Below are 26,617 nucleotides of genomic sequence, written 5' to 3'. Positions count from 1 at the left end.
CGATGATCAATCCGTACTTTCTCAACCAGTAATGTCTCAACCCGTTATCTCTCAAGAGTTGCGTCACAAGTTAAAAAAGCAGCGTCAATTCAAAGATGTATTAATGAATGTGTTTATTTGGGTTTCTGCTGGATTAACGGTTGGATTTTTATTTTGGATCATGTGGTACATCCTGTCGAACGGCTTACAGTATGTTGATTGGAATTTCATCACCGATGATTACACCCGTACAGGAGATGAGCAGGGTATCTTCCCGATGATTATTACTACCATTTATATGGTTATTGCCTCTATTGCCGTTGCCGCGCCACTGGGTATTATGACCGCAATCTACTTAACGGAATACGCTAAACCAGGTAGTAAATTAGTCAAAGTCATTCGTTTTTGTACCGAATCTTTAGCCGGTATCCCATCGATTATCTTTGGCTTATTTGGCATGACGTTTTTTGTCACTGTAATGGGATTTGGTTTTTCTCTCTTATCCGGTGCATTAACGCTCAGTATTTTGATTCTGCCTGTGATTATTCGAACCACTGAAGAATCGTTAATGGCGGTAGCACAGACTTACCGTGAAGGATCTTATGGTTTGGGCGCGTCTAAAATCTACACTATTTGGCGCTTAATTCTACCCAGTGCCATGCCCGGTATTATTACCGCGGTCATATTGAGCATTGGCCGCGTTATTGGTGAGTCTGCTCCGGTCTTTTTAACCGCTGGTATGGTCGCGCGGATCCCTGAATCCGTGTTTGACTCAGGCCGAACCTTAACCGTACATCTTTACAAACTCACCACCGAGCTATTTACCATCGATGAATGGAACCAAGCTTATGGCACTGCCACTGTTTTGATTGTATTAGTCCTCATCATCAACATGCTAACCAAATTACTCGGCAGTCGCTTTAATAAAGCCAATTACTAATACGGTATATATCAGCACTAACGCTGAACTTAAATGATTACTGACAAATCCGCTTCTCTTCATCATCGAAATAAGCGGATTTGAAAAGAAAAGAGAATGATAAAATGAACAAATTTAATATTGAAAATCTAGACTTATTTTACGGCGACAACCAAGCATTAAAAAGCATCAACCTACCCATCCCACAAAAGAAAGTAACCGCATTAATCGGCCCTTCAGGTTGTGGTAAATCAACTTTACTTCGCTGCTTAAACCGCATGAATGATTTAATTGCTGGCGTAAAAATTACCGGTAAAGTCACCATGGATGATAATGATATCTACGGTAATATTGATGTAGCGGATTTACGCATTAAAGTAGGAATGGTATTTCAAAAACCAAACCCATTTCCAATGAGCATTTATGAAAACGTGGCTTATGGATTGCGAGCTCAAGGAATTAAAGATAAGAAACACATTGATGCCGTGGTCGAGAAATCATTACGTGGTGCAGCCTTATGGGATGAAGTAAAAGCCCGCTTGAAATCCCATGCCTTTGGCCTATCGGGTGGTCAACAGCAACGTTTATGCATTGCCCGCACGATTGCCATGCAGCCAGATGTTATTTTAATGGATGAGCCAACTTCAGCGCTTGATCCTATTGCAACGCATAAAATTGAAGATTTGATGGAATCTCTGAAAAAAGAATTCACCATTGTGATCGTCACTCACTCTATGCAGCAGGCACGTCGGATATCAGATCGTACGGCTTTCTTCTTAATGGGAGAACTGGTTGAACACAATGAAACGTCTGTCATCTTTAGTAACCCAAAGGACGACCGTACCCAAGGCTATGTAAACGGTGATTTTGGTTAATAACCAGGCAAGACTATATTAAAAGAATAACTATAAAAGCGATGGAACTTTGCCCCTCAACTTAGAGGGGCTTTTTTGTATTAAGGATCTAATCTGCTTTCCTCATTAAACGGTTTTATCTAAACAAAATTTAACCACAAAAATCACATGCCCCTAAGAGCTTATTGCTAAATATAAAACGGTGGCAGCAGTACGAGAGGAAACCTGCATTTTTTTCAATAAACTTTTCATATGCACTTTGACTGTCGATTCTGAAATAAACAGGTGATCAGCAATTTGTTTATTGCGGTATCCCTTAGCCACTTCTTTTAAAATCTGCATTTCTCTGTCAGTGAGTTGATCCAATACATTTTCTTTATTATCTCGGTTCAGTAAGTGCTCATGTACTAAATCGCTGTACACTCGATTACCTAATTGAGCCTGTTGCAACAAACGAATCAATTCTTCTGGTTCAGTATCTTTTAATAAATAACCATCCGCTTCCGCTTTGATCAAGGTATCAATATCCGCTGGGTTATCCGATACCGTCAAAATGATAATTTGGCTGTCGATGCCTTCTTTACGCATCGCTTTAAGCGTATCTAACCCCGACATGCCTTTCATATTTAAATCCAATAGAATCATATCGGGTTGATGTTGATGGGCCAATGCAATCGCCTCTACACCATTACTGGCTTCTGCCACGACTTCGAAACAATCCTCAAGGCCAAGTAACTGACCAATACCACGACGCATTAAAGGATGATCATCAACTAATATAACTTTACACACTTTCATTCTTATATTCCTTTGTGTCCATATCCATAGTGAGCTTCACTTCGCAACCTGACCCTATTTGGGTATTAAATTCACACGTTGCCAACAGCCTTGAAGCTCGCTCTTGCATAATAGATAATCCGTAATGATTCGGCTTTGGTTGTGCAGGATCAAACCCAATACCATCATCTATTATGCTAACCACTATTTGTCTATTCTCTACACCACAATATACGGTAATCTCATCACACTCAGCATGCTTTATTGCATTCAAAACTGCCTCCCGAATAACTTGTAATAAATGTACTTGCTGCTGGGCATCCAGTTCAATTGAAAGCAATTGATTGTCTATCACTAACATCGCGTTGGTTTGAGCGTCCAGTGGTATCAACATTTGATTAAGTGCTTCACCGAAATCTGCTTCTTTAATATTGAGCCTAAAGGTACTCAATAACTCTCGAAGTTGAGTATAGGCTTGTGACAAAACCAAATCGACTTCTTGAACAATTTCGGTTGAAATCGTACAGCGTTGTTGGCAAAAATCTTGATCCAAATTACGGCGTAAGAGTGTCATTTGAATTTTCAAATACGATAAAGACTGCGCTAACGAATCATGTAATTCTCGTGCGATCGTGGCACGTTCTTCCATTAAAATTAATTGCTCAATTTGCTTTTGACTATGATTAAAAAATAACGCCCGAGCAAATATACGTCCAATATTGTCCATTAGCACTTTTTCAGCATCGTCCGTTTGGTGTTGCCAGCGAAGCTGCCCTAACAACATACCATTAATCTCTAATTGGTATGAATGCCAAGGTACATTCCGTTCAAAACCAGATTGAAGTTCTGTATGACCGCCCCCTTTCTCATCTATCCACAACTGACAAGCGATCATCCCTTCCACGTTATTGAGGGAATCGATAACATCTTGATAATTATGGGTAGCTAAACGTGAGCTTGAAAGCGCTTCAGAACAATCATAAAGGATCTGTAACGATGAGTTAGCATGTTGTAATTCATGGGTTTTTTTATCGACAGCAGCTTCCAATCCTTGATAAAATTGCTTTAATTCTTTAGCCATATCTTGATAACTGAGCGCTAAGACACCCAATTCTGTTTCATTGTGCATATCGACTTGAATAGTAAAGTTTTTATCTCGGATTTGCCGGCTCGCATCAAGCAGTTGATCGAGCGGCTTTACCACTTTTTTACGCACAAAATTCACAATGCCAATCGTAATAAATAAAATCAGCCCTAAACATCCACCCCCAATCCAAGATAATAGTTTAAGTTTATCCTCTGAGAATTCTTGCAAACTAAACACAAAATTATCAATCTGATCGACCAAGCTTTGTACATCATTTAAATATAATGCTCTTTCAGGTGATACTAATAATTGGTGAAGCCTATCCCAACGTTGAACGATGGCTTGATACTGCTGTTGGATAGTTTCAGGGACCAAGAAACTATTGAGAGATTGCATGGCAGAGGAATGCAATGATTGCCCGAATAAATCGATATGATATTCCAGCTCTGGCGACTGTTTTTGTAAATCATACGCCAGCCGATAACTTTGCATCCGTAATGAACCTGCTACGTTCACCACTTCAGCATCACGCAAGCTATAAGATAACGTTATTAATGCCGTTCCTGTGGTTAAAATAACGAGAAATAATATGTACAACAATCCTTTACCAATTCTGGTCGCGATAGGTGTTTTCAACTCTTTCAAGTTATACTGCTTTACATTTGAGCTCACTTTATAACCTTTCAACGAAATATAGAGGCGAGAAAGCACTCATTAATTTTTCATGTTACTTGATGAATAAAAAAAGTGTGAAGTTTATGCACCAAATAAATTGATCTGAAACAAATTATTCATATCTTTACCTCTTTAGGGGTATTTATGCTTTACTATAAGAAACTACAATTTATAAGGATATAAAAGTATGAATTTACTACATAAGATTTATTCTAATGTAGGCAAAACTGGACAAAGGTGAGTACGTGGCCAGTCAATCGATAAATATATCAAGACGCCAACTTTTTACACGTAAGAAAACATCTGAAACCCCACATCTTCCTTGGGCAAAAGAAGACCGATTTACCGATATGTGTACTCAATGTGGCGCTTGTATTAAAAATTGCCCTGAACATATCATTCAAATTGGAGATGGTGGATTTCCTGTAGTGGATTTTCAAAAAGGCGAATGTACTTTTTGTTATCAATGCGCTGAAGTATGTCCTGAGCCGTTGTTTTTTCCTAAACACGAGCCCGCATGGACAGCCAAAGCAAGCATTCAACACACTTGCCTTGCGAAACAAAATGTCGAATGCCGAAGTTGTGGTGAAATGTGTGAAACCCAAGCCATACGATTTAAATTAGCCGTTGGTGTCGTTGCTCAACCTTATATTGAATCTGAAGATTGTAATGGTTGTGGTGCTTGTGTTTCAGTCTGTCCAACTGATGCAATACAGATCAAGTTAACGTAAAGAAAAGATAAAACTAACTTAACAATAAAACTGACCTAAAAGAGAGCGGTAATATATGGCGCTAAATGAAGTGCACATTTCAAGCTTAGTGGTTCATGTCGTACCAAAGCATCTAACAGAGATAAAAACAAAAATAGAATCTTTAGATGGTGTGGAAATTTACGGCGAAAGTGAAGCAGGCAAATTAGTTGTCGTGGTTGAAACTCAAAATCAAGGTTATATCACTGATACTATTGATGTAATTAACAACCTCGAACATGTACTGAATGTTGCTTTAATTTTTCATCAAATTGAAAGTGATCTTGAAGATGATGAAATGAGCGACACACAATTTGTAAGTGCTGAGTAATTCAGCCAAAAACAAGAAAACACCAATAATTATAATTAATGACGATATGACTGGATTCAAATCTGAGGGAAAAGTATGAAGATGACAAGACGCGCGTTTGTAAAAGCAAACGCAGCCGCTTCAGCCGCGGCAGTAGCAGGGATAAGCCTTTCAGCCTCTGCTACGAACCTGATTGTAAGCTCTGATGAAACCGCAATAAAATGGGACAAAGCCCCTTGCCGCTTTTGTGGTACTGGCTGTTCAGTTTTAATCGGGACTCAAAATGGCAAGGTCGTTGCAACACAAGGCGATCCAGAAGCTCCTGTAAACAAAGGCCTTAACTGCATCAAAGGCTACTTCCTATCAAAAATCATGTACGGTAAAGATCGTTTAAATACGCCATTGCTTCGTATGAGCAACGGTAAATTTGATAAAAATGGTGACTTTGCACCCGTCTCATGGGACGCCGCTTTTGACATCATGGCAGAGAAATTTAAAAAGGCCATTAAAGAAAAAGGCCCAACGAGTGTCGGCATGTTTGGCTCTGGTCAATGGACTGTAATGGAAGGTTACGCCGCTTCTAAATTGATGAAAGCAGGTTTTCGCTCTAATAACATTGATCCAAACGCTCGTCACTGTATGGCTTCTGCCGTGGTTGGCTTTATGCGCACCTTTGGTATTGATGAACCAATGGGTTGCTATGATGACTTCGAGCACGCGGATTCATTCGTGCTTTGGGGCTCAAACATGGCTGAAATGCACCCTGTTCTATGGACTCGTATCACCGACCGCCGTTTAAGTCATCCTCATGTTAAGGTGAATGTCCTTTCTACTTACTACCATCGTAGTTTCGAATTAGCCGATAAAGGAATGATTTTTCATCCTCAATCTGATTTGGCTATTGCAAACTTTATTGCCAATTACATTATTCAAAATGATGCGGTTAATTGGGATTTTGTTAACAAGCATACCCACTTTAAACAAGCGGTAACCGATATTGGTTATGGTCTCCGTGATGAAGACCCGCTGCAAGTTAAAGCTAAGAATGCTAACTCAGGCGCTATGTCTGATATTTCATTTGAGCAATACAAAAAATCCGTTGCTCCTTACACATTAGAAAAAACAGTCGAAATGTCAGGTGTGTTGCCTGAAGATCTTATCGCAATGGCGAAACAATACGCCGATCCAAAAACCAAAGTGATGTCGCTTTGGACTATGGGGATGAACCAACATACCCGTGGCGTTTGGATGCAAAGCTTGGTGTACAACCTGCACTTATTAACTGGCAAAATTTCCGAACCTGGCAATAGCCCATTCTCATTAACGGGTCAGCCGTCAGCTTGTGGTACTGCCCGTGAAGTAGGCACATTCTCGCATCGCCTTCCGGCTGATTTAGTCGTCACAAATCCGGCACACCGTAAAACGGCGGAGAAAATTTGGAAACTGCCTGAAGGGACAATTCCAGCAAAACCTGGCTTCCACGCTGTGGAACAAGATCGCATGCTAAAAGATGGTAAGTTAAACGCTTACTGGGTGATGTGTAACAACAACATGCAAGCAGGTCCAAACATCAATACTGATCGTCTACCGGGCTACCGTAATCCAGAAAACTTTATTGTATGTTCTGATCCATATCCAACGGTAACCGCGCAAGCCGCCGACCTTGTTCTACCAACGGCAATGTGGGTAGAAAAAGAAGGCGCTTACGGCAATGCTGAACGCCGTACTCAAGCTTGGTATCAACAAGTATCCCCAGTTGAAGGCGCAAGATCCGATCTTTGGCAAATCATGGAATTTGCAAAACGCTTCAAAATTGAAGAAGTGTGGGATGCAGAGCTAATGGCAAAAGCGCCAGAGCTTCGCGGCAAAACCATGTACGACATTTTATTCCGTAATGGCAATGTAGATAAGTTCCCATTAGAAGAAGCACAAGATCTTAACGATGATGCAAAATCAGCAGGCTTCTATATCCAAAAAGGCTTATTTGAAGAATACGCAACATTTGGTCGTGGCCATGGGCATGATTTAGCCCCGTACGATGTTTATCACACAGTGCGCGGCTTACGTTGGCCTGTCGTTGATGGTAAAGAAACCTTATGGCGTTTTAACCCGGAATATGACCCATACGCAAAACGTGAAGGTCGTGATTTCTACGGTCAGCCAGATGGTAAAGCTCTGATCATTTCAGCGCCATACGAAGCGCCACCAGAAGTGCCAGATGAAGAGTTCGATCTTTGGTTATGTACTGGTCGCGTTCTTGAGCATTGGCACACAGGCACCATGACTCGTCGTGTACCTGAACTCTATAAAGCCGTACCTGACGCACTTTGCTACATTCATCCCGATGATGCAGAAAGCCGTAATTTACGCCGTGGTGATGAGGTGTTAATGCAATCCCCTCGTGGTGAAGTACGTGTTCGTGTTGAAACTCGCGGTCGAAACCGTCCGCCAAAAGGCTTGGTCTTTGTACCTTTCTTTGATGCTCGTATCTTAGTCAATAAATTGATTCTTGATGCAACTGACCCGCTATCTAAGCAGACTGACTATAAAAAATGTCCTGTGAAGATCACAAAAGTGGCTAGCGTTTAAGCATATTGCATATAAAAATCAAAGAAATCGGAGAAGATTATGAAAAAAATCATCATGGCATTCGTCGCAGCTTCAATGCTGATCATCGGTGCAGTGCAAGCAGAAGATGCAAGTGACCAAATCACCCCAGTGGTAACAAATCCTGGCGGTAATGGTGGCTTGCAATCATTACGTGGGGCAAGTGAATTAGAATCCACTCGCCCAGCGGATAGTTTTAAACGCTTTCCTAAAGATCACCAATTAGAAAGTAATTATGTGTATCAACCACCATTGATCCCACATACGATTCGTAACTATGAAGTCTCTTTAAACGTTAATAAATGCCTCTCTTGTCATAGTTGGAAAAATGCCAAAGAAATGGGTGCGACTAAAATCAGTGTGACCCACTATGTGAACCGTGAAGATGCTGTGCTATCTGATGTTTCGCCTCGTCGTTACTTCTGCTTGCAGTGCCACGTACCACAAGCTGATGCTAAACCTTTGGTCGGAAACGAATTCCAACGAGTTGATTCGTTAAAATAAAACGCTGCGCTTAATTGGGGTAACCGTATTGTTACTCCAGTTAAACGAAAAGAGAGAATATTATGAAAATCATTAAAAATTTCTGGAAGCGTTTATCCACGCCAAGTAAAGCCGCGGCAGGGATCATACTGCTAATGGGCTTTATGGGGGGGCTATTATTCTGGGGTGCATTTAACACCGGAATGGAAGCAACCAATACCGAAGAATTTTGTTCAGGCTGCCACGCGCCGATAGTAAAAGAGATCCGTGAAACCATTCACTACTCTAACCGATCTGGTGTGCGTGCTATTTGTTCTGACTGTCACGTCCCTCATAAATGGACCGACAAAATTGTGCGTAAAGTGCAAGCATCAAAAGAACTGTTATTCCATTTCATCGGTACGATTGATACAGAAGAAAAATTCAAAGCACGCCGTGGCCACCTCGCACACCGAGAATGGCAACGAATGAAAGACAACGACTCGAAAGAGTGCCGTAACTGTCATCAGTTCAATTATATGGATTTCTCAGAACAAGGGCCTCGTGCTGTTAAACAACACTCCACCGCATTGGCAGACGGCGACAAAACTTGTGTCGATTGTCACAAAGGTATTGCCCACAAACTACCTGACATGAGAGATGTGGAAGGCTGGTAACCAGTCAGCTCACCACTCTAATCAGAAATAGGAAGAGGAAAATTAATGGGTACTTTAGAATACGTAATGTGGCACGTCTTAGGTTATGCCGCGATGCCAGTGATTATTTTAGGTGGGTTTGCCGCCGTTGCTGCCATTTGTATTTTTATTTTATCGATGACTAAAGATAAACAAATCGATTAATTAAATACACAGAGCTCCATGAAAAAGCCCCATTCATTTAAATAATGAGTGGGGCTTTTTAATAACATTGAATCCATTACTTAATATTAAGCATTTGACCAATTGTTATTTTATTAGGACTTTTAATGTCAGAATTCAATTGAAGTAAATCATCTAATGACATGTCATGCGCTTTTGCAATCGCCCAAAGGGTGTCATGCTCTTTAACGGTATATACCTTAGCCGCATCTTCAGATTGTTGTTGCAATGCTTCTTGATCTGTTTGTAACTGTGCTACAGACTCAGCCGTCATTTCAGATTGAGCTTGTTGCTCTTGTAGCCTACTTTCTAACGCTTGAATTTGTTCGGTATTTTTATTTTGCTGCTCCGTCATTTCATCATTAGATGCACAACCAGCCAGAATACCAATCGAAAGAGCGGTAACCGCTAATTTAGATATTTTGTTCATAATAAACTCCCTATAAAAGATCCACTTCATTATTAAAATACCAATATAACCCTAACAAAGAAATGAAGAGTTCGCCATAAATCGCGTTGTTATTGACCTTCTCTTGACGTGATTAACATACAACATCCACATTCACGGATAACAGCAATACCGTAACGTAGCTTAAGTGCCACGTGGATGCTTGATTGATAAAAAACAGAGAAGCCAAATAAGAAATGAAGCACAAGTTATGTTCTCATGCTTCATTTTTTAATTAACATTTCGATTATTTATTTAACTGTAATTGATAAACCGCAAAACCAACCTCATCGGTCGCGACTTTTTTCATTGGATACTGAGCGTTAGCCTGAATAAATTTAGCCGCTTTATCACTTGGTGACGTTTCAAAACGGACATCTAAATTCGCTTTAGTTTTAATCGGTGCAAATGACCAATTGTTATCGGCACTTGGCGTAACTTGACCTTGTTCTTTACTCACCCGAGAAATATAGTCAGCTAAAATGGTACGGTTTTCATCCGGTGAATCAAACGCAACATATTTAGATCCCGTGCCTGCAAATTTTTCGCCGTAAGCACGATAATTATTCGTCGCAACGATAAAGGTTTGTTGAGGATTAATAGGCTCGCCGTTATAAGTTAAATGAACAATACGTTGAGAGTCCGGATGAACCGCTTTACATTCACCATCATATTTAGCTGGCTGAGTCACATCAATTTGATAGTTAACGCCATCAATCACATCATAATTATAAGTGCGGAAATCATTCCAATTAATCAAAGATTGCGGTTCGCTACTGTTTGGATCGATTTGGTTAAACTGCCCCGCCGAACATTCAAGCCATTCTTTAACATCTGCGCCCGTAACTTTTAGCGCCACTAACGTATTAGGATACAAGTATAAATCCGCCGCATTACGGAAGGTCAGCTCACCCGCTTCAACTTCAGTGAAGTTACCCGGATCGTTCTTACGACCACCTGCCTTAAAGGGTGCAGCCGCAGCCAACACTGGCAAGCCATCAAGATCAGGATCGCCTTGAATAAAGCGTTCGGCATAATCTTTTTGCGCCATATTAACGATTTGGACCGTTGGGTCATCTTGAACTAACGACAAGTAGCTATACATATTAGCGCTGGCTTTGCCAATTGGTTGGTTAACAAAGTTTCGAGTAGCGGCATGATCAGAATCTAACGCGTTTTTAATTTGCATATCTTCTGCTGCTAACGATTTATTCTTCGTGGCATCGAAAATAGGACGTGCCTCAGCGCGACCTTTTGTAACCTGCCAACGACCATTTTTTTCTTTTAACACCAAGTCCATCACACCAACATGGCTTCCCCAGCGGCCAGGCATCACCGAAGCAATACCATTAATGGTGCCATTTTCAATATCGACACCGTCTAAATGGGCAAACTCTTTACTCGGGAATACCGCATGAGCATGACCAAATGCAATGGCATCAATACCTTGCACTTGGGTTAAATAATATGCGGAGTTTTCTGCACCTTGTTTATAAGGGTCAACCGATAGACCAGAGTGAGCGATCGCAATGATCACATCAGCGCCTTCTTTGCGCATTTTAGGCACTAATTCTTGAGCCGTTTGTTTAATATCTTTAACCGTTATTTTTCCGTTAAGGTTCTTCTTATCCCACACCATAATCTGTGGCGGTACAAAACCAATATAGCCCACTTTTATTTTTTGATTCTTACCATCTGTATCTTTAAATTGATACGTTTTAATAATATAAGGATTGAAGTAATGCTTACCTGATTTCGCTTCATAAACATTCGCATTTACATAAGGGAATTTCGCGTCATTAGTGGCTTCAGCTAAAAAATCCAAACCATAATTAAACTCATGATTACCAATATTGCCGACATCATATCTCAACAAATTCATCGCTTTATAAGCGGGGTGAACCTCACCAGGCTGTAGTCCTTTCGAGGCAATATAATCCCCCATAGGGCTACCCTGAATAAGATCCCCATTATCCACCAGCACACTATTAATTACTTCTTCGCGGGCTTTCTCGATTAACGTTGCCGCGCGCACTAAGCCAATTTTTTCTGATGGCTTATCTTTGTAGTAATCGTAATCCATGTAATTAGCATGAATATCTGTAGTTTCAATAACACGTAAATGAATAGTATCCGCAAAAGTAGGGTTTGACAGGCTGATCATCCCGATCAATACCGACAAAGAAAGAGGGTGACGAACGATTTTCATTAAGTACTCCATACTAGATTGTTTAAATAACGCGAGATATATAACAGGTTGGTGCGATAATAAATCAGCTTACATATTATTTATGTGACGATGGGCATGCGAATACGATTCACTCTTCAGTTTTAATCCATTGTCATCTCTCTTTAAGTGCTATTTTGACGCTATATCAACAAATATTTTGCGCCAATCACGAAGTTCATCATGATAATGATCAAGTTGTTTTGGGGACATTTGTTGTATGACTTGAACTAACATATCAACCGTAATGGCGCTATTTTGTTGTAATTTAACCTTTAGTTGCTGGGTGTATAGATTTTCAGGTTCAAGTAATGTAGTGCTAAATTTATTCTTAAATGCACTGGACTCATTACGTTGTAAAAATAACACCTGTAATTCTGCTTTATTGATGAGCTGCTGATTAAACCACTCATGACTCATTAATGGGCGCTCCAAGCTCCATTGCTTTACATTTCGATCCTGCGTAGCAGAAAGATCGCCGATCCATTTCTCAAGTATTTTCACCATTCTTTTATACGATTTATCTCGATTTTCTTCTTCAGATAAATCTTTGTAGTCTGCATATTCCTCTTGATACTTTTCCTGTAACGATACAAAAAGCTCATCGCCTTGCGCTTGGTCCAATGTCATAAATAAATCATATAAATGTGGCATAACCTGAATAGCAATCTGTCTTGAATAGCCTTTTAATTGGTCATATTCTTTTCCTATTTGACTGACATTCACTTCTGATGGTTTCAAAAGCAACACTCGATCGATATAAGAAATATAAGTGGGTAACTGCTTTTGCCGATGCCATTCTTTCACCTCGTTAACTGACTGCTTCAACATAGACTCTTGCTTATCATTTAACGACACATATTGATCAACATATTGAGCTGCCATCCAATCTAATCGATCATACAAAAACTGCGTTGAACACCCCGTAAACAATATGATACTGGTGAGGATGATGACTCGTTTTAACATAATGTTCCTGTGCCTTTTTGTCGTTTGTCTTACTTTAGTTTAGTGCTTTTCGCAAAACTGAGTGCTTACCGTCAAAATAGGTCATAAATCGCAACAAGCAAATAAACATAGTATCGGTAATAAATAAGATTACTCAATAATAAGGTGCGTAGATTTCTACTACTGCCATTCTTGGCTAAGTGTTAAGATTATTGATACGTTAATAATCTTAATAAAGGACACTCTCATGAACACCACGACTGCATTTCCAATCGGAACACCAGGCCAAAAATGGACCAATATTGAAAAACGCCAGTGGTTAGAACAAACCAGTGTAAAACGTTCTTATTTCGAGGAAGTGGTACCAAAAATTGATGCGCTAAAAAATCAATTTGACGTTTTTCAATATGGTGAATTGCAATACGATAATAATCCGGTTGGGGAAGACCGTTATCCATTATGGGCCCTCAAAACTCGTGACTGGGATACCAATAAACCAACCATTTTAGTCACCGGTGGTGTTCACGGCTACGAGACTAGTGGCGTACACGGCGCACTTTTATTTGCTCAAACAGAAGAAAAAAATTACCAAGCTGATTTTAATATTATTATCGCGCCATGTGTCAGCCCTTGGGGATACGAAACTATTAATCGTTGGAACCCTGAAGCTCTAGATCCTAATCGTAATTTTACAGCCAATAGTCCGGTTCAAGAATCAGCCGCTTTAATGAGAATGGTAGCGGATTTAAACGTGTCGATTTTAGCCCATATTGATTTACACGAAACCACGGATACAGATGAATTAGAGTTTCGTCCAGCGCTCGCCGCTCGTGATGGTATTGAATGCAAAAAAGGCTCTATTCCTGATGGATTTTATACGGTAGGAGACACAGAAAAAGACGATGATGCCCTGCAAAAAGCTATTATCGATTCCGTCCGTAAAGTCACTCACATTGCACCAGCCGATGAAAACAACCAAATCATAGGTTCTGATGAAACTCAAAATGGCGTAATTAATTACCCGTTAGCGACGCTTGGGTTATGTGCCGGCTTTACCGATTATCAATACTGCACAACGACCGAAGTGTATCCAGATAGCCCTAAAGTAACCAATGATGAATGCAACCGCGCTCAAGTAGCCGCTATTGTCGGCGCTCTCGATTATATTCTGACTACAATTAAATGATCACCCGTCGCGTTACACTTTAAAATTGCCAATAAGCAAACCAGCAAATAAAAGGAACAGAGCAGTATGGCTGACATTCATGTAAAAGAAGACCTCGATATCATCGATTACCTAACCGTAGGTTTATATCGTTTAAGCTTCGGTGTGTCAGCCATTGCCATGGTGTTGTATAACGTCATTCCTTTTGACTATGCGAGCAAACTGTTAATTTGCAGTTCCTTGGTTGCGGCGGCTTGTATGCATATTTATGATAAAAAAATCCGCTGGATAATTTTAGGCAGTGCTCTATTCTCAGTCTGCTGGCTTATGCTTGGTATTGCGCCCATTTTAGCCATTGGCGCAAGCTTTTTAGTGACGAGCGCATTAACCATCAAAGAGTACTACTGCTTTCGAATTTACTTAGTTCGAATTACGCCAGTCGTGCTGATTTTATATTGGCTAAGCTTATTAATATCAGTTTCCTCTATCCTGACGCACGGTTTCGCTATTGCTTCTTTTCTACTGTTAATAGGAATGTGCATCGCTAAATTTCGCCAACCTTTTCATTTCGATATTGGCGATAAAAGTAAATTTCAGGTTTAATTCTCACAGTCTTATTTCACCACTCAAACTATAGGGATAAATATATTGACCTTATCCTAATGGTAACCTTTATGCTTGAGTCATCTTCAATAATTTTGACTTAACTTTAAAGGAACTCCAATGAAACTCACTTCATTTTTCGCTCTCGCTTTAGCTTTATCTGCAAATTCTGTTTGGGCAAACCAAGCCGATGACTTTGCTAACCTAACGGCGCCACAAGCCTTAGAGAAATCGCATGAATATCACGGTAAAGGCACCGCTTCAATTCAAGTATTTCCGGATCATATTCTGGCGAAATTTAACGACGGCAGCCAAACTAAAATCCCAACGGGAGAGCAACATTTATTGTCTATCGCTCCCTACGAATACCAAACTCACCCTTGTGGATTTCATGTGCCAACCGGTTGCCAAGGTGAATTAGTTGAAAAATCCATGCAAGTGAAAATCACCGATTTAGACACTAAACAAGTATTGAAATACGGTATGGTCAAAACACAAAAAGATGGCTTTATTGATTTTTGGATGCCAAAAGGTAAGAAAAATTTAGAATTTACTTTTACTTACAACGGAAAAACCGTCACTCAAATTCTAAGTACTGAAGATGACGCTAAAACCTGTATCACCACGATGCAGTTGAGCTAATACTTTACGCTTCGCCAAAAATAAAAGTTCACAACTTAATAGGTTGTGAACTTTTTTATTTATTTCGATAACTTATGCTGTTTATAACGTACAATTGCGCCTTACTTTTTCGCCTACCTTCAAAGGTCTACTCGTGGCTTTAAAACCAACTATTTATAAATTTCGTATCGCTCTCACCGACATAAATAATGACCATTACGACTCACTCAATCTAACCGTGGCTCAACACCCGTCTGAGAATAATGAGCGTATGATGGCAAGAGTGCTTGCTTATTGCTTAAATGCGCAGCCCGATCTTCAATTTACCAAGGGCTTATCAAGCATTGAAGAACCAGACATTTGGGTGAAATCGTTAGACGACCAATTATTGCATTGGATTGAAGCCGGTGAGCCCGATTTTGATCGCGTAAAAAAAGCTAGTCGTATCGCGAAACGTGTCAGCATTTACAGTTTCAATACCAAAACCGATGTATGGTGGAAGCAAAATCAAACTAAATTCGCCACACTCAATGCGGAAATTTTCCGTCTAGACCCGGCTGGAGTGGTAGAATCGACTAAGATGATCGCTCGAACTTTAGATTTAGGTGTCATGATTTCAGGCAATACCATTTATTTATCAACAGATGCGTTGCAGTGTGAAGTGACGTGGGAAATGTTGTCAGAGTCTAAATAACAAAGATCTTTGTGAATGGTACGCTTATTCTAATATTTGATATGATTAAACCATTCACATTTTATCGATTGTAAAGGAAGACAAAATGCTTCGACCGACTACCGTTTTATGCTCCACGCTATGCGCCTCCCTCGCTTTATTTTCACTACCCAGCATTGCGCAGACAGCAAAAACATCCTCAAATGAAGTCACATCAGCCATCACAGAAAACTCAACGACGACTCAGTCGGCTCCTGCGATGCTGCCAGAAAAAGAGCTCACTCGTTATTTAGTATGTGGCTTTTTGCATAAAGAAGGCAGCTATAAGATCGGCTCCTACATTATGAATGAATACCCGATCCAATGGACAACCCATCATGAAGAATATCAAACATTGGTAGAAAATAAGCTGACTGAAATTTCTCAACAACAAAACGTGTCTAAGTTTAAAGCTGAGGATACATTGTATAATAAATATCAATGTGCAAGCGCCTACGCCGATCTTTTAAAGTTCGATACTAATAAAATTTAATACCATCATTTAATACAAATTATCAAGGAGTTATGAATGACTACATCAACGCAAGGCTTGTCACTGTATCATTTTGAAAGTTGCCCATATTGCCAAAAAGTTCGTCGTGTAATCACCGAGTTGGAACTTGATTTAGAACTACGAGATATCCGTAAAAACCCTGATTATCAAAATGAAAAAGTAACGGCAACGGGTAAAACACAAGTGCCGTGCTTAAAGATCGAAAATGGAACAGAAACAACATGGTTATATGAATCTGATGCGATTGTTGATTATCTAAAAGCATTAGCTTAGTTAACCGAGTTAGATATTCATCTATCTCCTTCAAGTAATGCATGAAAATAATGTATAAAAAAATCAGGCTCTTGAAAGGCCTGATTTTTATTTTCAAGAAAGACTGTCAAATGAATGACTTAAACTTCTGCTGAAACCGTAGTATCTGATTCTTGTTTTTTATATTCGTTTCTCTGCAATGGCACTATTTGCCCATTCTCTACCGCCGTCTGGTAGCAAGCACAAAGTTTAATAGCCAAATACATATCCGAGCGAATAATCATACCGCCATCCCCTACTTGGATCCCCATAAGATCGCACCAAGATTTTAACTGACGCTTACGCCCAGCAAGGACCAAACGTATACCTTGTTTTTTCAACTGCACTTGCAAATCACTAATCATCGTCATCGCGCTCACATCTAAATAAGTGAAACTCACAACCGAATCAATAATGACATAACTTAAATCATTCTTATCCGCTAGATACACATACTTTAATAATTGACGTTTAAAATATGGGGCGTTGAAGTATGTTAACGGTGAATTAAATCGATAAATCAATAGGCCCGGAATCGCTTTCACTTTATCGCTTTCATCAAGTGTTCTGACACTTCCTCTATGGCTCAAGCCTAGGATTTGATCACTTGGACGCATAATGGTGCTGAGAAACTGAAATAGCCCCAACAATACCGCTAAGGTAATACCGGGTATCACACCAATCACTAATACACCTATAAAAGTAATCGACGACAAATAGAAAGCCTTAGTATCGCGATGACGCAATAGCCAAATGCCTTTCATATCCAGTAATGCAAAAGAAGAAACAATTAATACAACGCCCAAAGCCGCAATCGGTATAAATTCCAGAGGTTGATAAGCAACGACCGCAACAACTGCAATAATGACACCAGCAATAATAGAGACTAATTGTGTTTTACCGCCATTCGCATCATTAATCGCTGTACGAGAACTCGCCCCACTAATAGCAAAGCCGGAAGACAATGCAGAAGCGAAATTAGCAATACCCAATGCACGAAATTCTTTATCCGCATCAATTTCATAACCATTTTTTGCCGCAAAACTGCGCGCCGTAATCATCATGCTAACAAAGCTTACCATCGCCAAGTTAAAGGCAGGCATAACCAATTCCCTCCCATCTTCTAAGCTAAATTTTGGTGCTTGAAAAACAGGAAAGCCACCTTGCACCGCACCAACCACCTGAACACCATGCTCACTGAGTTGACCAATCCAAGTAATCACAGAGGCAAAGATAATAGCAATGATAGCAGCGGGTAAACGGGGCTGATAATGCTTACAAATATAATATATCGCAATCGTAAATAAACTGACCATTACGGTTTGCCAATGTACTCTCTCCAAAATCATTGGAGCCTCAAGTAATTGCTCAACCAGTTGATTTTTTACGAAAGATAAACCAAGTACATTCGCAAACTGACCCACAACTATGGTAATAGCAACACCATTCAAAAGACCGAGTAAAATAGGACGAGAAAGAAAATCCGCCAACATACCAAGCTTGAAATAACTGGCAATTAAACACCATGCCCCAGTCATTAAAGTAATCGTAATCACTAATTGCCAGTATTTTACGGCATCCCCTGCAGCTAAAGGGGCAACAACAGCAGCAATAACAGCGCAAGTGGCAGTATCAGGGCCCATGATCAGTTGCCTAGAGGTACCGAAAAAGGCATAAATAATCATAGGTAGCGCCGTAGAATATAATCCTGCGATAGCACTTACCCCGGTTAGCTGAGCATAAGCAATACCAACAGGCAGGGCCACAGCAACCACAGAAAATGCAGCACGAATATCATCAGAAAGCCAAATTCGTTGATAATCTTTAAGTTGGTAAAAACCCGGTAACCAATATTTGATACATGCCTTGATCAACGCTATTTATCCTTACATTATCCATATGAAAGCCACAATTAATCAGATAATTATAGCCGATCGAATGGCAATACAGGCCATTTATTTAAGCCCGAATCTATAATTCACCAAAACTGACCCTTGTGATTTTTCATACACATCAGCCCTGTGAATGATCGACACTTATTTCCATTATTTGGGTTATAGACATCAGCTATACGTTGTTTATTTTAATAATCAACATATCACTACACGTTTTACAATTTAAATCTGTTAACCCTATAAAGCAAAAGGCCTACACAACCATTCCCTCACCAAAAATCAGTTAGATAACTAATCATTTAATAAAAACATCATAAATATTTATTATTATAAAAAACTCATTAAAAACAAAGTTATACCGTACATTTACATATTGCCATTAGGAATAAAGGGTTGAATTAATTCGTCACAACGTTATGATTACTCCCGAAATTGATTAGTACACTAAACAAAATAATGAATCAGTACTTCTTAAATTAATCCATTCACGCCATTTATTTTCATGATGTGAATACAAAAATATAGGGCAATGATGATTACGGCACCCAGGATGACACATCCCGAAAAAGTGACCAACACTCAAGATGAGTGGACATTTAGAAAACCCGAAATAAGCGATGGCATTCAAGTAAACAGTTTGATTGAATCGTGTCCCCCTCTTGATACTAATTCCGCTTACTGCAATTTTTTGCAAACTTCTCATTTTAAAGAAACCTGTGTTTTAGCAGAGAGAAATGGTGAAGTCGCAGGTTTTGTTTCAGCTTATCTCAAGCCAAGCACCCCACCAGAACAGCCTGTGTTATTTATTTGGCAAGTGGCCGTTGCAGAAAAGAGTCGTGGATGTGGTTTGGCTTATCGAATGATTAAAGCTTTACTTGAACGCGAGTCTTTATCAAATATTGCAGCAATAGAAACAACGATTACTAAAGACAATCTCGGATCATGGCGTTTATTTAGAAAAATTGAGCGGGAAGATGGCGCACGAGGCAATGTTTCAGTCTTTTTGGATAAAGAGCTTCATTTCGATGGAGAACATGACAGCGAGTTTCTTTTCCATATCCCTCTCGCAAGCTAATGATCAGTCAATAGAAAAATCAAACATTAATAAATATTTAATTTGTTAGCACTACTTTCGCTAACTCACATTCATAAATGATAGACAGGATAACTCATGAATATCTTTAAAAAGCACGAATCAAACGTTCAATGTTACGCCAACAACTTCCCAGTCGTATTTTCATCGGCTAAAGGTTGCTGGCTACACACCGAAAACGGCGATCGTTACTTAGATTTTCTTGCTGGTGCAGGCTCATTAAACTATGGCCACAACAACCCTGTTCTAAAAAGAGCATTACTTGATTACATCGATCAAGATGGTTTAACGCACGGTTTAGATATGCACTCACAAGCTAAAGCGCATTTCTTAACTAGCTTAACAGAGAAAATTTTAGCTCCTCGCGATCTTGAATATAAAGTTCAATTCACTGGTCCAACGGGAACCAATGCGGTTGAATCTGCCATGAAGTTGGCACGTAAAATCAAAAATCGCACCAACATTGTTGCCTTTACCAATGGTTTCCATGGTGTGTCTTACGGCGCACTAGCAGCAACCGGTAATCAACATCATCGTGGTGGCGCGGCAATGCCTTTATCTGGTGTGACCCGTTTTCCATACGAAGGTTATGCCGATATTGATGGCTTAGCATTATTTGAAGCCATGCTCAACGATAATTCAGGTGGCTTAGATACCCCTGCAGCAGCCATTGTCGAAGTTGTTCAAGGTGAAGGTGGTTTAAACGCAGCATCAAATGAATGGCTACAACGTTTGAGCAAAATCTGTAAAGACAACGATGTGCTATTAATCGTTGATGATATCCAAGCTGGTTGTGGCCGTACTGGTACTTTCTTTAGCTTCGAACCATCAGGTATTAAGCCGGACATGGTAACACTATCAAAATCAATTGGTGGTTACGGACTGCCAATGGCGATCATGCTAATGAAACCAGAGCTTGATCAATGGGCACCAGGTGAACACAACGGTACTTTCCGTGGTAATAACCATGCCTTTATCACGGCGGCTGAAGCCATTGATACTTATTGGCACAATGATGATTTCCAAACGCATATTCAAGAACGTGCTGCGCAGTTAAATAAAGCACTGCAAAAAACACTTAAGCAATATTCAAACTTATTTGTTGGTATTAAAGGCCGTGGCTTAATGCAAGGCATTGAATGTAAAGATGGCGACATCGCTGACTTAATCACCAGTGATTGCTTTGAAAACGGCATGGTCATTGAAACTGCCGGTCCAAATGATGAAGTGGTCAAGTTCTTTTGCCCATTAACTGTGAGCGAATCAGAGCTTGAGCAAGGTATTCATATCTTTGAAAAAGCAGTGGCGAAAGTATCCACTAAATTGACTCGGAGGGCTTCCTAGCCCCAAGGTTTGTTCAACTACAGACCAATCAGTGGGAGGTGAGATCTTAGATGATCTCCCTATCAATGAAATACCGGTATGGCAAGCATTAGCACTTCGCCAATAGCACTCGAATTAAAATAAGGAAATAACAATGATAGTAAGAACATTAGAAGAATGCCAAAACAGTGAACGCCGTGTTGTAGCCGATACTTGGGAAAGTGTTCGCATGTTATTACGTGAAGATAACATGGGTTTCTCGTTCCACATCACCAATATTTATGCAGGAACCGATACTCACATTCACTATAAAAATCACCTAGAATCTGTGTATTGCATCTCTGGTGAAGGTGAAATTGAAATCATTGGTGGCGAAACTTACCCAATCAAACCGGGCACGCTTTATGTTCTCGATAAGCATGATGAACAACAACTTCGTGCTTATAAAGGTGCAGATATGGTAATGGCTTGCGTATTTAATCCACCACTAACTGGTGCTGAAACTCACGATAAAGATGGTGTTTATCCGTTAGTCGATTAAAAACTTTAAGCTGCTGCCTCTAGATTTTTAGAGGCGGCAACTCTATAGAAACATTCTAAAAAGTGTCTTTTTCTCAATACATGGCACTTAGATCATCAAGACTTTAAAACTGACTAAATCAGCCTTTAAAATGTCTTTATAACATCAAAAATAGGAGCTTATTTTGACTTCTTCACATAGAAGCCACACTTCAAACTCAAACACCTCTCCTTTAACCAATACAACCAAGCACCAACTTGTCGGCCATAGCGTCGAAAAAATTGGTGGTACTTCCATGTCAGCATTTGATGCTGTATTAGACAATATTCTACTGCGCCCAGAAAGTCCTTATAACCGCATGTTTGTCGTTTCCGCCTATGGTGGCATTACCGATGCGTTATTAGAATGTAAGCGCAGCGGTAAAGCAGGCATCTATCGTTTGGTCGAAAATCGTGATGATGCATGGACCGATGCTATCGATGATTTAGAGCATCGCATGTTGTTGATTAATGAAAACATGTTTGCTGATCCCATCAGCCGCCGTCGAGCCGATAGTTTCATTAAAGATCGCCTTGCTAAAGCCAGCAGCTGTATTAGTAATATTATGGAAACTTGCCAGTATGGTCAGTTTTCTATGCGACATTACTTGCCTCAAATTCGAGAGTTTTTATCTTCTATCGGTGAGGCTCACAGCGCCTACAATACTTGTTTGAAGCTAAAAACTCTTGGCGTGAATGCAACCTTTGTCGATCTTTCAGGCTGGGACAGCGATGAAGATGGTCAAGTGGTATCAGGAAATTTAGATAGTATCATCGAAAAAGCATGGTCAAAAATTGATGTCACCAAAGAACTGCCAATTGTAACCGGCTATGTCTATTGCGATGAAGGTTTAATGAAAACCTATGATCGTGGTTACAGTGAAATGACCTTTAGTCGCTTGGCGGTCTTGTCTAAAGCCAGCAAAGCGGTGATCCACAAAGAATATCATTTAAGCACCGCCGATCCGCGTGTCGTTGGACCTGAAAAAGTGCGACCAATGGGTAAAACCAATTACGATGTTGCCGACCAACTCGCGAACTTAGGAATGGAAGCCATTCACCCCAATGCCGCCGCAGGCTTGCGTAAAAGTGGCATTGAATTGGTGATAAAAAACACCTTTGAACCCGATCATGATGGCACGCTAATTTCACATAGTTACGATCCCCATAGCGATGCAGATAGCGTCGATAAAGTCGAAATCATTGCCGGTCGAAACAAAGTGTTCGCCTTACATATATTTGATCAAGCGATGGTTGGGCAAGCGGATAACGTGGGTTATGAATTAATGGAAATCATTAATGACGAACGTGTGCAATTAGTCGGTAAAGAGATGAACGCTAACTCCATTACCTATTATTTAGGTGGAAATTCGAAAAGCAAAAATAAAGTATTATCACGCGCAGAAAAAATCTTCCCCAATGCCAGAATCACAGGGAAAATGGTTGCGCTGATTTCCGTTATTGGCGCTTCAATTGACACCAATAAAGCGCTTAGCCACGGTATGATTGCCTTAATGAATCAAGACATCACACCAAAAGCTGCTCACTCTTCAATGCGTAATGTTGATGTACAGTTTGTGGTAGATGATGACAATTATGAAGCCGCTATTTGCACACTGCATGATGAGTTTATCGAACACAGTGTGACAGAAAAGGTGCGTAAGAAAATTAAAGCGGCGTAGATCTATTGATTTCCGACCTACTAACAACGTCCCCTTTGATGAATTTATCAGTCAAAGGGGAAATTTTATTGTGAATATTATAATGGTCGCTAACGATGAGTTGTATGGTTTCTGGACAGAAACGATTTAGTGCATAACGCTAAATCGTTATTATCAGATTAGGAAAAGTATCGACAAATGCGATTAATGATAATTAAGAGCTTACACTGCATGTTCATAAAACACCCATATACCAACAGCAATCAGCACCACCCCGCCAAAAGTTTCTGCTCTCTTACCAATAAACTTTCCTAACACACCTCCCAATATAACCCCAATTGTCACCATGATAAAAGTGGCTGAGCCAATCAATAGTGCGGCAATTTCAATTCTCACATCAACAAATGCAAGGCCTACTCCCACTGCCATCGCATCAATACTTGTTCCTATCGCAGTAAGCACTATCAATGCTAATGACTGTTTTTTTGGCTCGGAATAATCATTCTCTTCTGTATTTTTAACGCTTTCGTAGATCATGTGAATCCCTAACCCACATAACAAAAACATCGCAATCCAGTGATCCCATGACTCGACATAGGTTGAAGCTGATCGGCCTATAAACCACCCAATAACAGGCGTAATCGACTCGATAACCCCAAAGATTAATCCTAACTTTAGAGCATAAGTCAGTGATGTTTTTTTTATTTTTACACCTTTGGTAATGGCTGCGGCAAACGCATCTGTTGACATTGCAAAGGCAATAAGGATAAGAGCTAAGGTATTCATTATATTGTTCCCTCCGGTCAGGCTAAGTGATTCCATACAATACATCCACACGCCTGACCATTTGGCATGGATGTATCGATGGTCTCGCCAACCGAGAGGTGTTCGCACCATGGTGATTTCACCACCAATTATGTTGATACGAACTTTTCCATTAGCTGGAAACAGGCTACTCCCCACGAAGTGACAAAATACTAACAAAGCAAATAAGCTTTAACAAACTCTAAATTATAAAAAAGAGAAAGCTTAGAACAGGCTTCATTCTGAGCAATTTTTTCCACACCTCCCAAATGACATTTTTACTGAATCTATCAAAAAATTTCAGCTAAAATAATCATTGCTGCCCATTTAATTTACTTATTTTAACGACAAAATTTTCTCATTGGACTCAATTGAAAAATTGTACGTTAATGCGCGTGAATCAGCTCACAGTTGTTAAGCTAAATAACATGTTAGGTTACTGATTCAATTATTAATTTATTTATTATTTGTTTATCTAATTCTCACTAACGAGAGGGACCGATGTGGAAAATTCTTTGAACCTAGAGCAAATCCGAGCTAACTACAATGTACGTCACTGGAGCCAAGGCTTTTATGGCATTAATGATGCGGGTGAAATGACCGTATCTCCGCGTGCTGGAGAAGAACATCTTCAAGTACCTCTAAGTACAATAGTTAAACAGATTGAAGCGCAAAATTTAACTTTGCCAGCGTTGGTTCGTTTTCCACAGATCTTACATCAGCGTGTTCATAACGTTTGTGATGCATTTAACCAAGCGATTGAAGAATACAATTATGCAAACCGCTACCTGTTGGTTTACCCAATTAAAGTCAACCAACAAAAAGAAGTGGTCGACGAAATTCTTGCTAGCCAAGCTAAGTTAGAACATAAACAACTTGGTCTTGAAGCGGGCAGCAAACCAGAATTATTAGCAGTATTAGCTCTAGCGCAACAAGCAAGTTCTGTCATTGTTTGTAATGGTTACAAAGACCGTGAATACGTTCGCTTGGCATTAATTGGTGAAAAATTAGGTCACAAAGTTTTCATCGTTTTAGAAAAGCTATCAGAACTTGATCTTGTGTTATCAGAAGCAAAATCTTTGGGCGTAACGCCACGCATGGGGCTGCGTATTCGCTTAGCTTCACAAGGTGCAGGAAAATGGCAATCAAGTGGTGGTGAGAAGTCTAAATTTGGTTTATCAGCAAGCCAAGTGTTAACCGTGATCAATCGTCTAAAAGCGGAAGAACAACTTGAAACCTTACAATTAGTGCATTTCCATTTAGGCTCACAAATGGCCAATATTCGCGATGTGCGTAATGGCGTAAGTGAAGCGGCGCGATTTTATTGTGAACTGCGCGAGCTAGGCGCAAGTTTGGATTACATGGATGTTGGTGGTGGCTTGGCAGTCGATTACGATGGTACTCGCAGCCAGTCGCACAGCTCAATGAACTATGGTTTGGCAGAATACGCACGTAATATTGTGTCAACTATTGGCGATATTTGTCAGTTGTACAACCAACCGACGCCAGCGATCATTTCAGAATCTGGGCGTTCATTAACCGCGCACCATGCCGTTTTGATCACCAACGTTATTGGCACAGAAAGCTACAAAGTAGAAGCCATTGAAGCACCAGAACCGGATGCACCAACGCTATTACATAACATGTGGCGTAACTGGGAAATTTTGTCTCAAGGCACCGATGATCGTGCATTAATTGAGATTTATAACGACACCCAAAGTGACTTAGTAGAAGCGCATAACCAGTTTGCAACGGGTGTAATTAACTTGCTTCATCGCGCTTGGGCAGAACAAGTTTGTTTACGTATTTGCTATGAATTACGCATGCAATTGAGCAATAAAAACCGTTTCCACCGCCCTATTTTGGATGAGTTGAACGAGCGTTTGGCGGATAAGTTCTTCGTTAACTTTTCTTTGTTCCAATCACTGCCAGATGCATGGGGCATTGATCAAGTATTCCCAGTGATGCCACTGAGTAACTTGAATCAAGTAGAGCAAACTCGCGCAGTGATGTTAGACATTACTTGTGATTCCGATGGTGTTATCGATCAATACGTTGATGGACAAGGCATTGAAACCACATTGCCAGTACCACGTTGGGATAAAGACACTCCCTACTTAATGGGCTTCTTCTTAGTCGGTGCGTACCAAGAAATTTTAGGCGACATGCACAACTTATTTGGTGACAGCCATTCGGTTGTAGTGAACGTAAATGACAAAGGCGAATCAGAAATTGTATCTATTAATGAAGGTGATACGGTTGAAGACATGCTGCGTTATGTACACATTGATGTAGATGACATTCGCCGTAATTACCGCGAACTAGTAGCAAGCCGTGTTGATAGCAGCGAGCAAGAAAAAATCCTAGCAGAGCTTGAGCAAGGGTTATCTGGTTACACTTATTTAGAAGATATTTAAACTATCTTTCATCATTGGAGCGCCTCATTTTTTGACTGTG

At 40.1% G+C, this 26,617-nt stretch carries 26 protein-coding genes and 1 riboswitch; of the genes, 19 read left to right on the top strand and 7 right to left on the bottom strand.

All coding sequences use genetic code 11. From position 1 onward, the window contains the following. Nucleotides 1-31: 31 nt before the first annotated feature. Complete coding sequence (pstA, locus tag FH976_RS03745) at nucleotides 32-919, top strand: phosphate ABC transporter permease PstA (RefSeq protein ID WP_194089657.1); 888 nt, start codon at nucleotides 32-34, stop codon at nucleotides 917-919. Nucleotides 920-1,023: 104 nt separating this feature from the next. Then, a complete protein-coding gene (pstB, locus tag FH976_RS03740) occupies nucleotides 1,024-1,773 on the top strand; it encodes a phosphate ABC transporter ATP-binding protein PstB (protein ID WP_194089573.1) in 750 nt (249 codons plus the stop codon). Nucleotides 1,774-1,926: 153 nt separating this feature from the next. Here the strand turns inward: pstB and FH976_RS03735 are convergent, their stop codons facing one another. Then, a complete protein-coding gene (locus FH976_RS03735) occupies nucleotides 1,927-2,550 on the bottom strand; it encodes a response regulator (protein ID WP_194089572.1) in 624 nt (207 codons plus the stop codon). Next, nucleotides 2,537-4,288, bottom strand: coding sequence for a nitrate/nitrite two-component system sensor histidine kinase NarQ (narQ, locus tag FH976_RS03730; RefSeq protein WP_324187407.1), 1,752 nt, complete (start codon nucleotides 4,286-4,288; stop codon nucleotides 2,537-2,539). The genes FH976_RS03735 and narQ overlap by 14 nt, the downstream gene beginning before the upstream one ends. Before the next feature lie 248 nt (nucleotides 4,289-4,536). Here narQ and napF point away from each other — a divergent pair, with 248 nt between their 5' ends. From napF to FH976_RS03700, 6 genes are all read left to right on the top strand, one after another. Beyond that, nucleotides 4,537-5,022: a ferredoxin-type protein NapF gene (gene napF / locus FH976_RS03725; protein WP_194089571.1), complete on the top strand. Its 486-nt coding sequence runs from the start codon at nucleotides 4,537-4,539 to the stop codon at nucleotides 5,020-5,022. Nucleotides 5,023-5,077: 55 nt separating this feature from the next. Next, nucleotides 5,078-5,371 (top strand): chaperone NapD, encoded by a 294-nt coding sequence (locus FH976_RS03720; protein WP_194089570.1) that lies wholly within the window; start codon nucleotides 5,078-5,080, stop codon nucleotides 5,369-5,371. A 75-nt stretch (nucleotides 5,372-5,446) separates the two neighbouring features. Further along, nucleotides 5,447-7,939 (top strand): periplasmic nitrate reductase subunit alpha, encoded by a 2,493-nt coding sequence (gene napA, locus FH976_RS03715; RefSeq protein WP_194089569.1) that lies wholly within the window; start codon nucleotides 5,447-5,449, stop codon nucleotides 7,937-7,939. Between the two features lie 39 nt (nucleotides 7,940-7,978). Next, the gene (locus FH976_RS03710; RefSeq protein ID WP_194089568.1) at nucleotides 7,979-8,461 is read left to right on the top strand and encodes a nitrate reductase cytochrome c-type subunit; all 483 of its coding nucleotides are present in this window, start codon (nucleotides 7,979-7,981) and stop codon (nucleotides 8,459-8,461) included. Nucleotides 8,462-8,523: 62 nt separating this feature from the next. Continuing rightward, nucleotides 8,524-9,096 carry a NapC/NirT family cytochrome c gene (locus tag FH976_RS03705; RefSeq protein ID WP_190331420.1) on the top strand — a complete coding sequence of 191 codons (573 nt, stop codon included), beginning with the start codon at nucleotides 8,524-8,526 and terminating at the stop codon, nucleotides 9,094-9,096. A 45-nt stretch (nucleotides 9,097-9,141) separates the two neighbouring features. Then, complete coding sequence (locus FH976_RS03700; RefSeq protein WP_190331421.1) at nucleotides 9,142-9,279, top strand: TIGR02808 family protein; 138 nt, start codon at nucleotides 9,142-9,144, stop codon at nucleotides 9,277-9,279. A 76-nt stretch (nucleotides 9,280-9,355) separates the two neighbouring features. Here FH976_RS03700 and FH976_RS03695 read toward each other — a convergent pair whose 3' ends face one another. The 3 genes from FH976_RS03695 to FH976_RS03685 form a co-directional block, all read right to left on the bottom strand. Then, nucleotides 9,356-9,727, bottom strand: a complete 372-nt coding sequence (locus FH976_RS03695) for a LysM peptidoglycan-binding domain-containing protein (RefSeq protein ID WP_194089567.1) — start codon at nucleotides 9,725-9,727, stop codon at nucleotides 9,356-9,358. A 265-nt stretch (nucleotides 9,728-9,992) separates the two neighbouring features. Then, nucleotides 9,993-11,954 carry a bifunctional 2',3'-cyclic-nucleotide 2'-phosphodiesterase/3'-nucleotidase gene (locus FH976_RS03690; RefSeq protein ID WP_194089566.1) on the bottom strand — a complete coding sequence of 654 codons (1,962 nt, stop codon included), beginning with the start codon at nucleotides 11,952-11,954 and terminating at the stop codon, nucleotides 9,993-9,995. 150 nt (nucleotides 11,955-12,104) lie between these two features. Further along, the gene (locus FH976_RS03685; RefSeq protein WP_194089565.1) at nucleotides 12,105-12,941 is read right to left on the bottom strand and encodes a DUF6279 family lipoprotein; all 837 of its coding nucleotides are present in this window, start codon (nucleotides 12,939-12,941) and stop codon (nucleotides 12,105-12,107) included. 226 nt (nucleotides 12,942-13,167) lie between these two features. Here FH976_RS03685 and FH976_RS03680 point away from each other — a divergent pair, with 226 nt between their 5' ends. From FH976_RS03680 to FH976_RS03655, 6 genes are all read left to right on the top strand, one after another. Then, a complete protein-coding gene (locus tag FH976_RS03680; protein WP_194089564.1) occupies nucleotides 13,168-14,106 on the top strand; it encodes a M14 family metallopeptidase in 939 nt (312 codons plus the stop codon). A 66-nt stretch (nucleotides 14,107-14,172) separates the two neighbouring features. Next, nucleotides 14,173-14,688: a DUF2301 domain-containing membrane protein gene (locus FH976_RS03675; protein WP_194089563.1), complete on the top strand. Its 516-nt coding sequence runs from the start codon at nucleotides 14,173-14,175 to the stop codon at nucleotides 14,686-14,688. A 120-nt stretch (nucleotides 14,689-14,808) separates the two neighbouring features. Next, nucleotides 14,809-15,330 (top strand): CueP family metal-binding protein, encoded by a 522-nt coding sequence (locus FH976_RS03670; protein WP_194089562.1) that lies wholly within the window; start codon nucleotides 14,809-14,811, stop codon nucleotides 15,328-15,330. 133 nt (nucleotides 15,331-15,463) lie between these two features. Further along, a complete protein-coding gene (locus FH976_RS03665) occupies nucleotides 15,464-16,003 on the top strand; it encodes a YaeQ family protein (protein ID WP_194089561.1) in 540 nt (179 codons plus the stop codon). 85 nt (nucleotides 16,004-16,088) lie between these two features. Next, complete coding sequence (locus FH976_RS03660) at nucleotides 16,089-16,514, top strand: hypothetical protein (protein ID WP_194089560.1); 426 nt, start codon at nucleotides 16,089-16,091, stop codon at nucleotides 16,512-16,514. A 36-nt stretch (nucleotides 16,515-16,550) separates the two neighbouring features. Continuing rightward, nucleotides 16,551-16,808, top strand: coding sequence for a glutathione S-transferase N-terminal domain-containing protein (locus tag FH976_RS03655; RefSeq protein WP_194089559.1), 258 nt, complete (start codon nucleotides 16,551-16,553; stop codon nucleotides 16,806-16,808). Between the two features lie 119 nt (nucleotides 16,809-16,927). On the opposite strand, the gene FH976_RS03650 is transcribed toward FH976_RS03655, so the two are convergent. Next, on the bottom strand, nucleotides 16,928-18,700 hold the full coding sequence (locus tag FH976_RS03650; RefSeq protein ID WP_194950299.1) for a SulP family inorganic anion transporter: 1,773 nt from the start codon (nucleotides 18,698-18,700) through the stop codon (nucleotides 16,928-16,930). Between the two features lie 550 nt (nucleotides 18,701-19,250). Between FH976_RS03650 and ectA the strand changes: the two genes are divergently transcribed. The 4 genes from ectA (at nucleotide 19,251) to FH976_RS03630 (ending at nucleotide 23,377) form a co-directional block, all read left to right on the top strand. Beyond that, nucleotides 19,251-19,796 (top strand): diaminobutyrate acetyltransferase, encoded by a 546-nt coding sequence (gene ectA, locus FH976_RS03645; RefSeq protein ID WP_194089558.1) that lies wholly within the window; start codon nucleotides 19,251-19,253, stop codon nucleotides 19,794-19,796. A 96-nt stretch (nucleotides 19,797-19,892) separates the two neighbouring features. Further along, nucleotides 19,893-21,158 carry a diaminobutyrate--2-oxoglutarate transaminase gene (gene ectB, locus FH976_RS03640; protein WP_194089557.1) on the top strand — a complete coding sequence of 422 codons (1,266 nt, stop codon included), beginning with the start codon at nucleotides 19,893-19,895 and terminating at the stop codon, nucleotides 21,156-21,158. A 133-nt stretch (nucleotides 21,159-21,291) separates the two neighbouring features. Beyond that, entirely contained in the window at nucleotides 21,292-21,678 is a 387-nt protein-coding gene (locus FH976_RS03635; RefSeq protein WP_190331435.1) for an ectoine synthase, read from the top strand. Between the two features lie 163 nt (nucleotides 21,679-21,841). Beyond that, nucleotides 21,842-23,377, top strand: a complete 1,536-nt coding sequence (locus FH976_RS03630) for an aspartate kinase (protein WP_194089556.1) — start codon at nucleotides 21,842-21,844, stop codon at nucleotides 23,375-23,377. A 201-nt stretch (nucleotides 23,378-23,578) separates the two neighbouring features. Here FH976_RS03630 and FH976_RS03625 read toward each other — a convergent pair whose 3' ends face one another. After that, nucleotides 23,579-24,178, bottom strand: coding sequence for a manganese efflux pump MntP (locus FH976_RS03625; RefSeq protein WP_228767329.1), 600 nt, complete (start codon nucleotides 24,176-24,178; stop codon nucleotides 23,579-23,581). Further along, a riboswitch (yybP-ykoY riboswitch) is annotated at nucleotides 24,152-24,333 on the bottom strand. It overlaps the preceding gene by 27 nt. A 330-nt stretch (nucleotides 24,334-24,663) precedes the next feature. On the opposite strand from FH976_RS03625, the gene speA reads away from it, so the two are divergent. Continuing rightward, complete coding sequence (gene speA / locus FH976_RS03620; RefSeq protein ID WP_194089555.1) at nucleotides 24,664-26,577, top strand: arginine decarboxylase; 1,914 nt, start codon at nucleotides 24,664-24,666, stop codon at nucleotides 26,575-26,577. Nucleotides 26,578-26,617 lie beyond the last annotated feature (40 nt).

Origin of the sequence: Vibrio hibernica (assembly GCF_015223435.1) — a bacterium.
Lineage (GTDB): Bacteria > Pseudomonadota > Gammaproteobacteria > Enterobacterales > Vibrionaceae > Vibrio > Vibrio hibernica.
The sequence above is the reverse complement of the archived record's forward strand: the minus strand, read 5'-3'. Positions and strand labels throughout refer to the sequence as shown.

What these genes read in the sequence shown, in the direction of transcription:
- FH976_RS03635 (WP_190331435.1), top strand. Translation starts at nt 21,292, where the DNA reads ATGATAGTAAGAACATTAGAAGAATGCCAAAACAGTGAACGCCGTGTT.
- FH976_RS03720 (WP_194089570.1), top strand. Translation starts at nt 5,078, where the DNA reads ATGGCGCTAAATGAAGTGCACATTTCAAGCTTAGTGGTTCATGTCGTA.
- FH976_RS03625 (WP_228767329.1), bottom strand. Translation starts at nt 24,178, where the DNA reads ATGGAATCACTTAGCCTGACCGGAGGGAACAATATAATGAATACCTTA.
- FH976_RS03690 (WP_194089566.1), bottom strand. Translation starts at nt 11,954, where the DNA reads ATGAAAATCGTTCGTCACCCTCTTTCTTTGTCGGTATTGATCGGGATG.
- FH976_RS03680 (WP_194089564.1), top strand. Translation starts at nt 13,168, where the DNA reads ATGAACACCACGACTGCATTTCCAATCGGAACACCAGGCCAAAAATGG.
- FH976_RS03670 (WP_194089562.1), top strand. Translation starts at nt 14,809, where the DNA reads ATGAAACTCACTTCATTTTTCGCTCTCGCTTTAGCTTTATCTGCAAAT.
- pstA (WP_194089657.1), top strand. Translation starts at nt 32, where the DNA reads ATGTCTCAACCCGTTATCTCTCAAGAGTTGCGTCACAAGTTAAAAAAG.
- napA (WP_194089569.1), top strand. Translation starts at nt 5,447, where the DNA reads ATGAAGATGACAAGACGCGCGTTTGTAAAAGCAAACGCAGCCGCTTCA.
- pstB (WP_194089573.1), top strand. Translation starts at nt 1,024, where the DNA reads ATGAACAAATTTAATATTGAAAATCTAGACTTATTTTACGGCGACAAC.
- FH976_RS03705 (WP_190331420.1), top strand. Translation starts at nt 8,524, where the DNA reads ATGAAAATCATTAAAAATTTCTGGAAGCGTTTATCCACGCCAAGTAAA.
- FH976_RS03660 (WP_194089560.1), top strand. Translation starts at nt 16,089, where the DNA reads ATGCTTCGACCGACTACCGTTTTATGCTCCACGCTATGCGCCTCCCTC.
- FH976_RS03675 (WP_194089563.1), top strand. Translation starts at nt 14,173, where the DNA reads ATGGCTGACATTCATGTAAAAGAAGACCTCGATATCATCGATTACCTA.
- FH976_RS03655 (WP_194089559.1), top strand. Translation starts at nt 16,551, where the DNA reads ATGACTACATCAACGCAAGGCTTGTCACTGTATCATTTTGAAAGTTGC.
- FH976_RS03700 (WP_190331421.1), top strand. Translation starts at nt 9,142, where the DNA reads ATGGGTACTTTAGAATACGTAATGTGGCACGTCTTAGGTTATGCCGCG.
- ectB (WP_194089557.1), top strand. Translation starts at nt 19,893, where the DNA reads ATGAATATCTTTAAAAAGCACGAATCAAACGTTCAATGTTACGCCAAC.
- ectA (WP_194089558.1), top strand. Translation starts at nt 19,251, where the DNA reads ATGATGATTACGGCACCCAGGATGACACATCCCGAAAAAGTGACCAAC.
- FH976_RS03710 (WP_194089568.1), top strand. Translation starts at nt 7,979, where the DNA reads ATGAAAAAAATCATCATGGCATTCGTCGCAGCTTCAATGCTGATCATC.
- FH976_RS03735 (WP_194089572.1), bottom strand. Translation starts at nt 2,550, where the DNA reads ATGAAAGTGTGTAAAGTTATATTAGTTGATGATCATCCTTTAATGCGT.
- FH976_RS03695 (WP_194089567.1), bottom strand. Translation starts at nt 9,727, where the DNA reads ATGAACAAAATATCTAAATTAGCGGTTACCGCTCTTTCGATTGGTATT.
- FH976_RS03685 (WP_194089565.1), bottom strand. Translation starts at nt 12,941, where the DNA reads ATGTTAAAACGAGTCATCATCCTCACCAGTATCATATTGTTTACGGGG.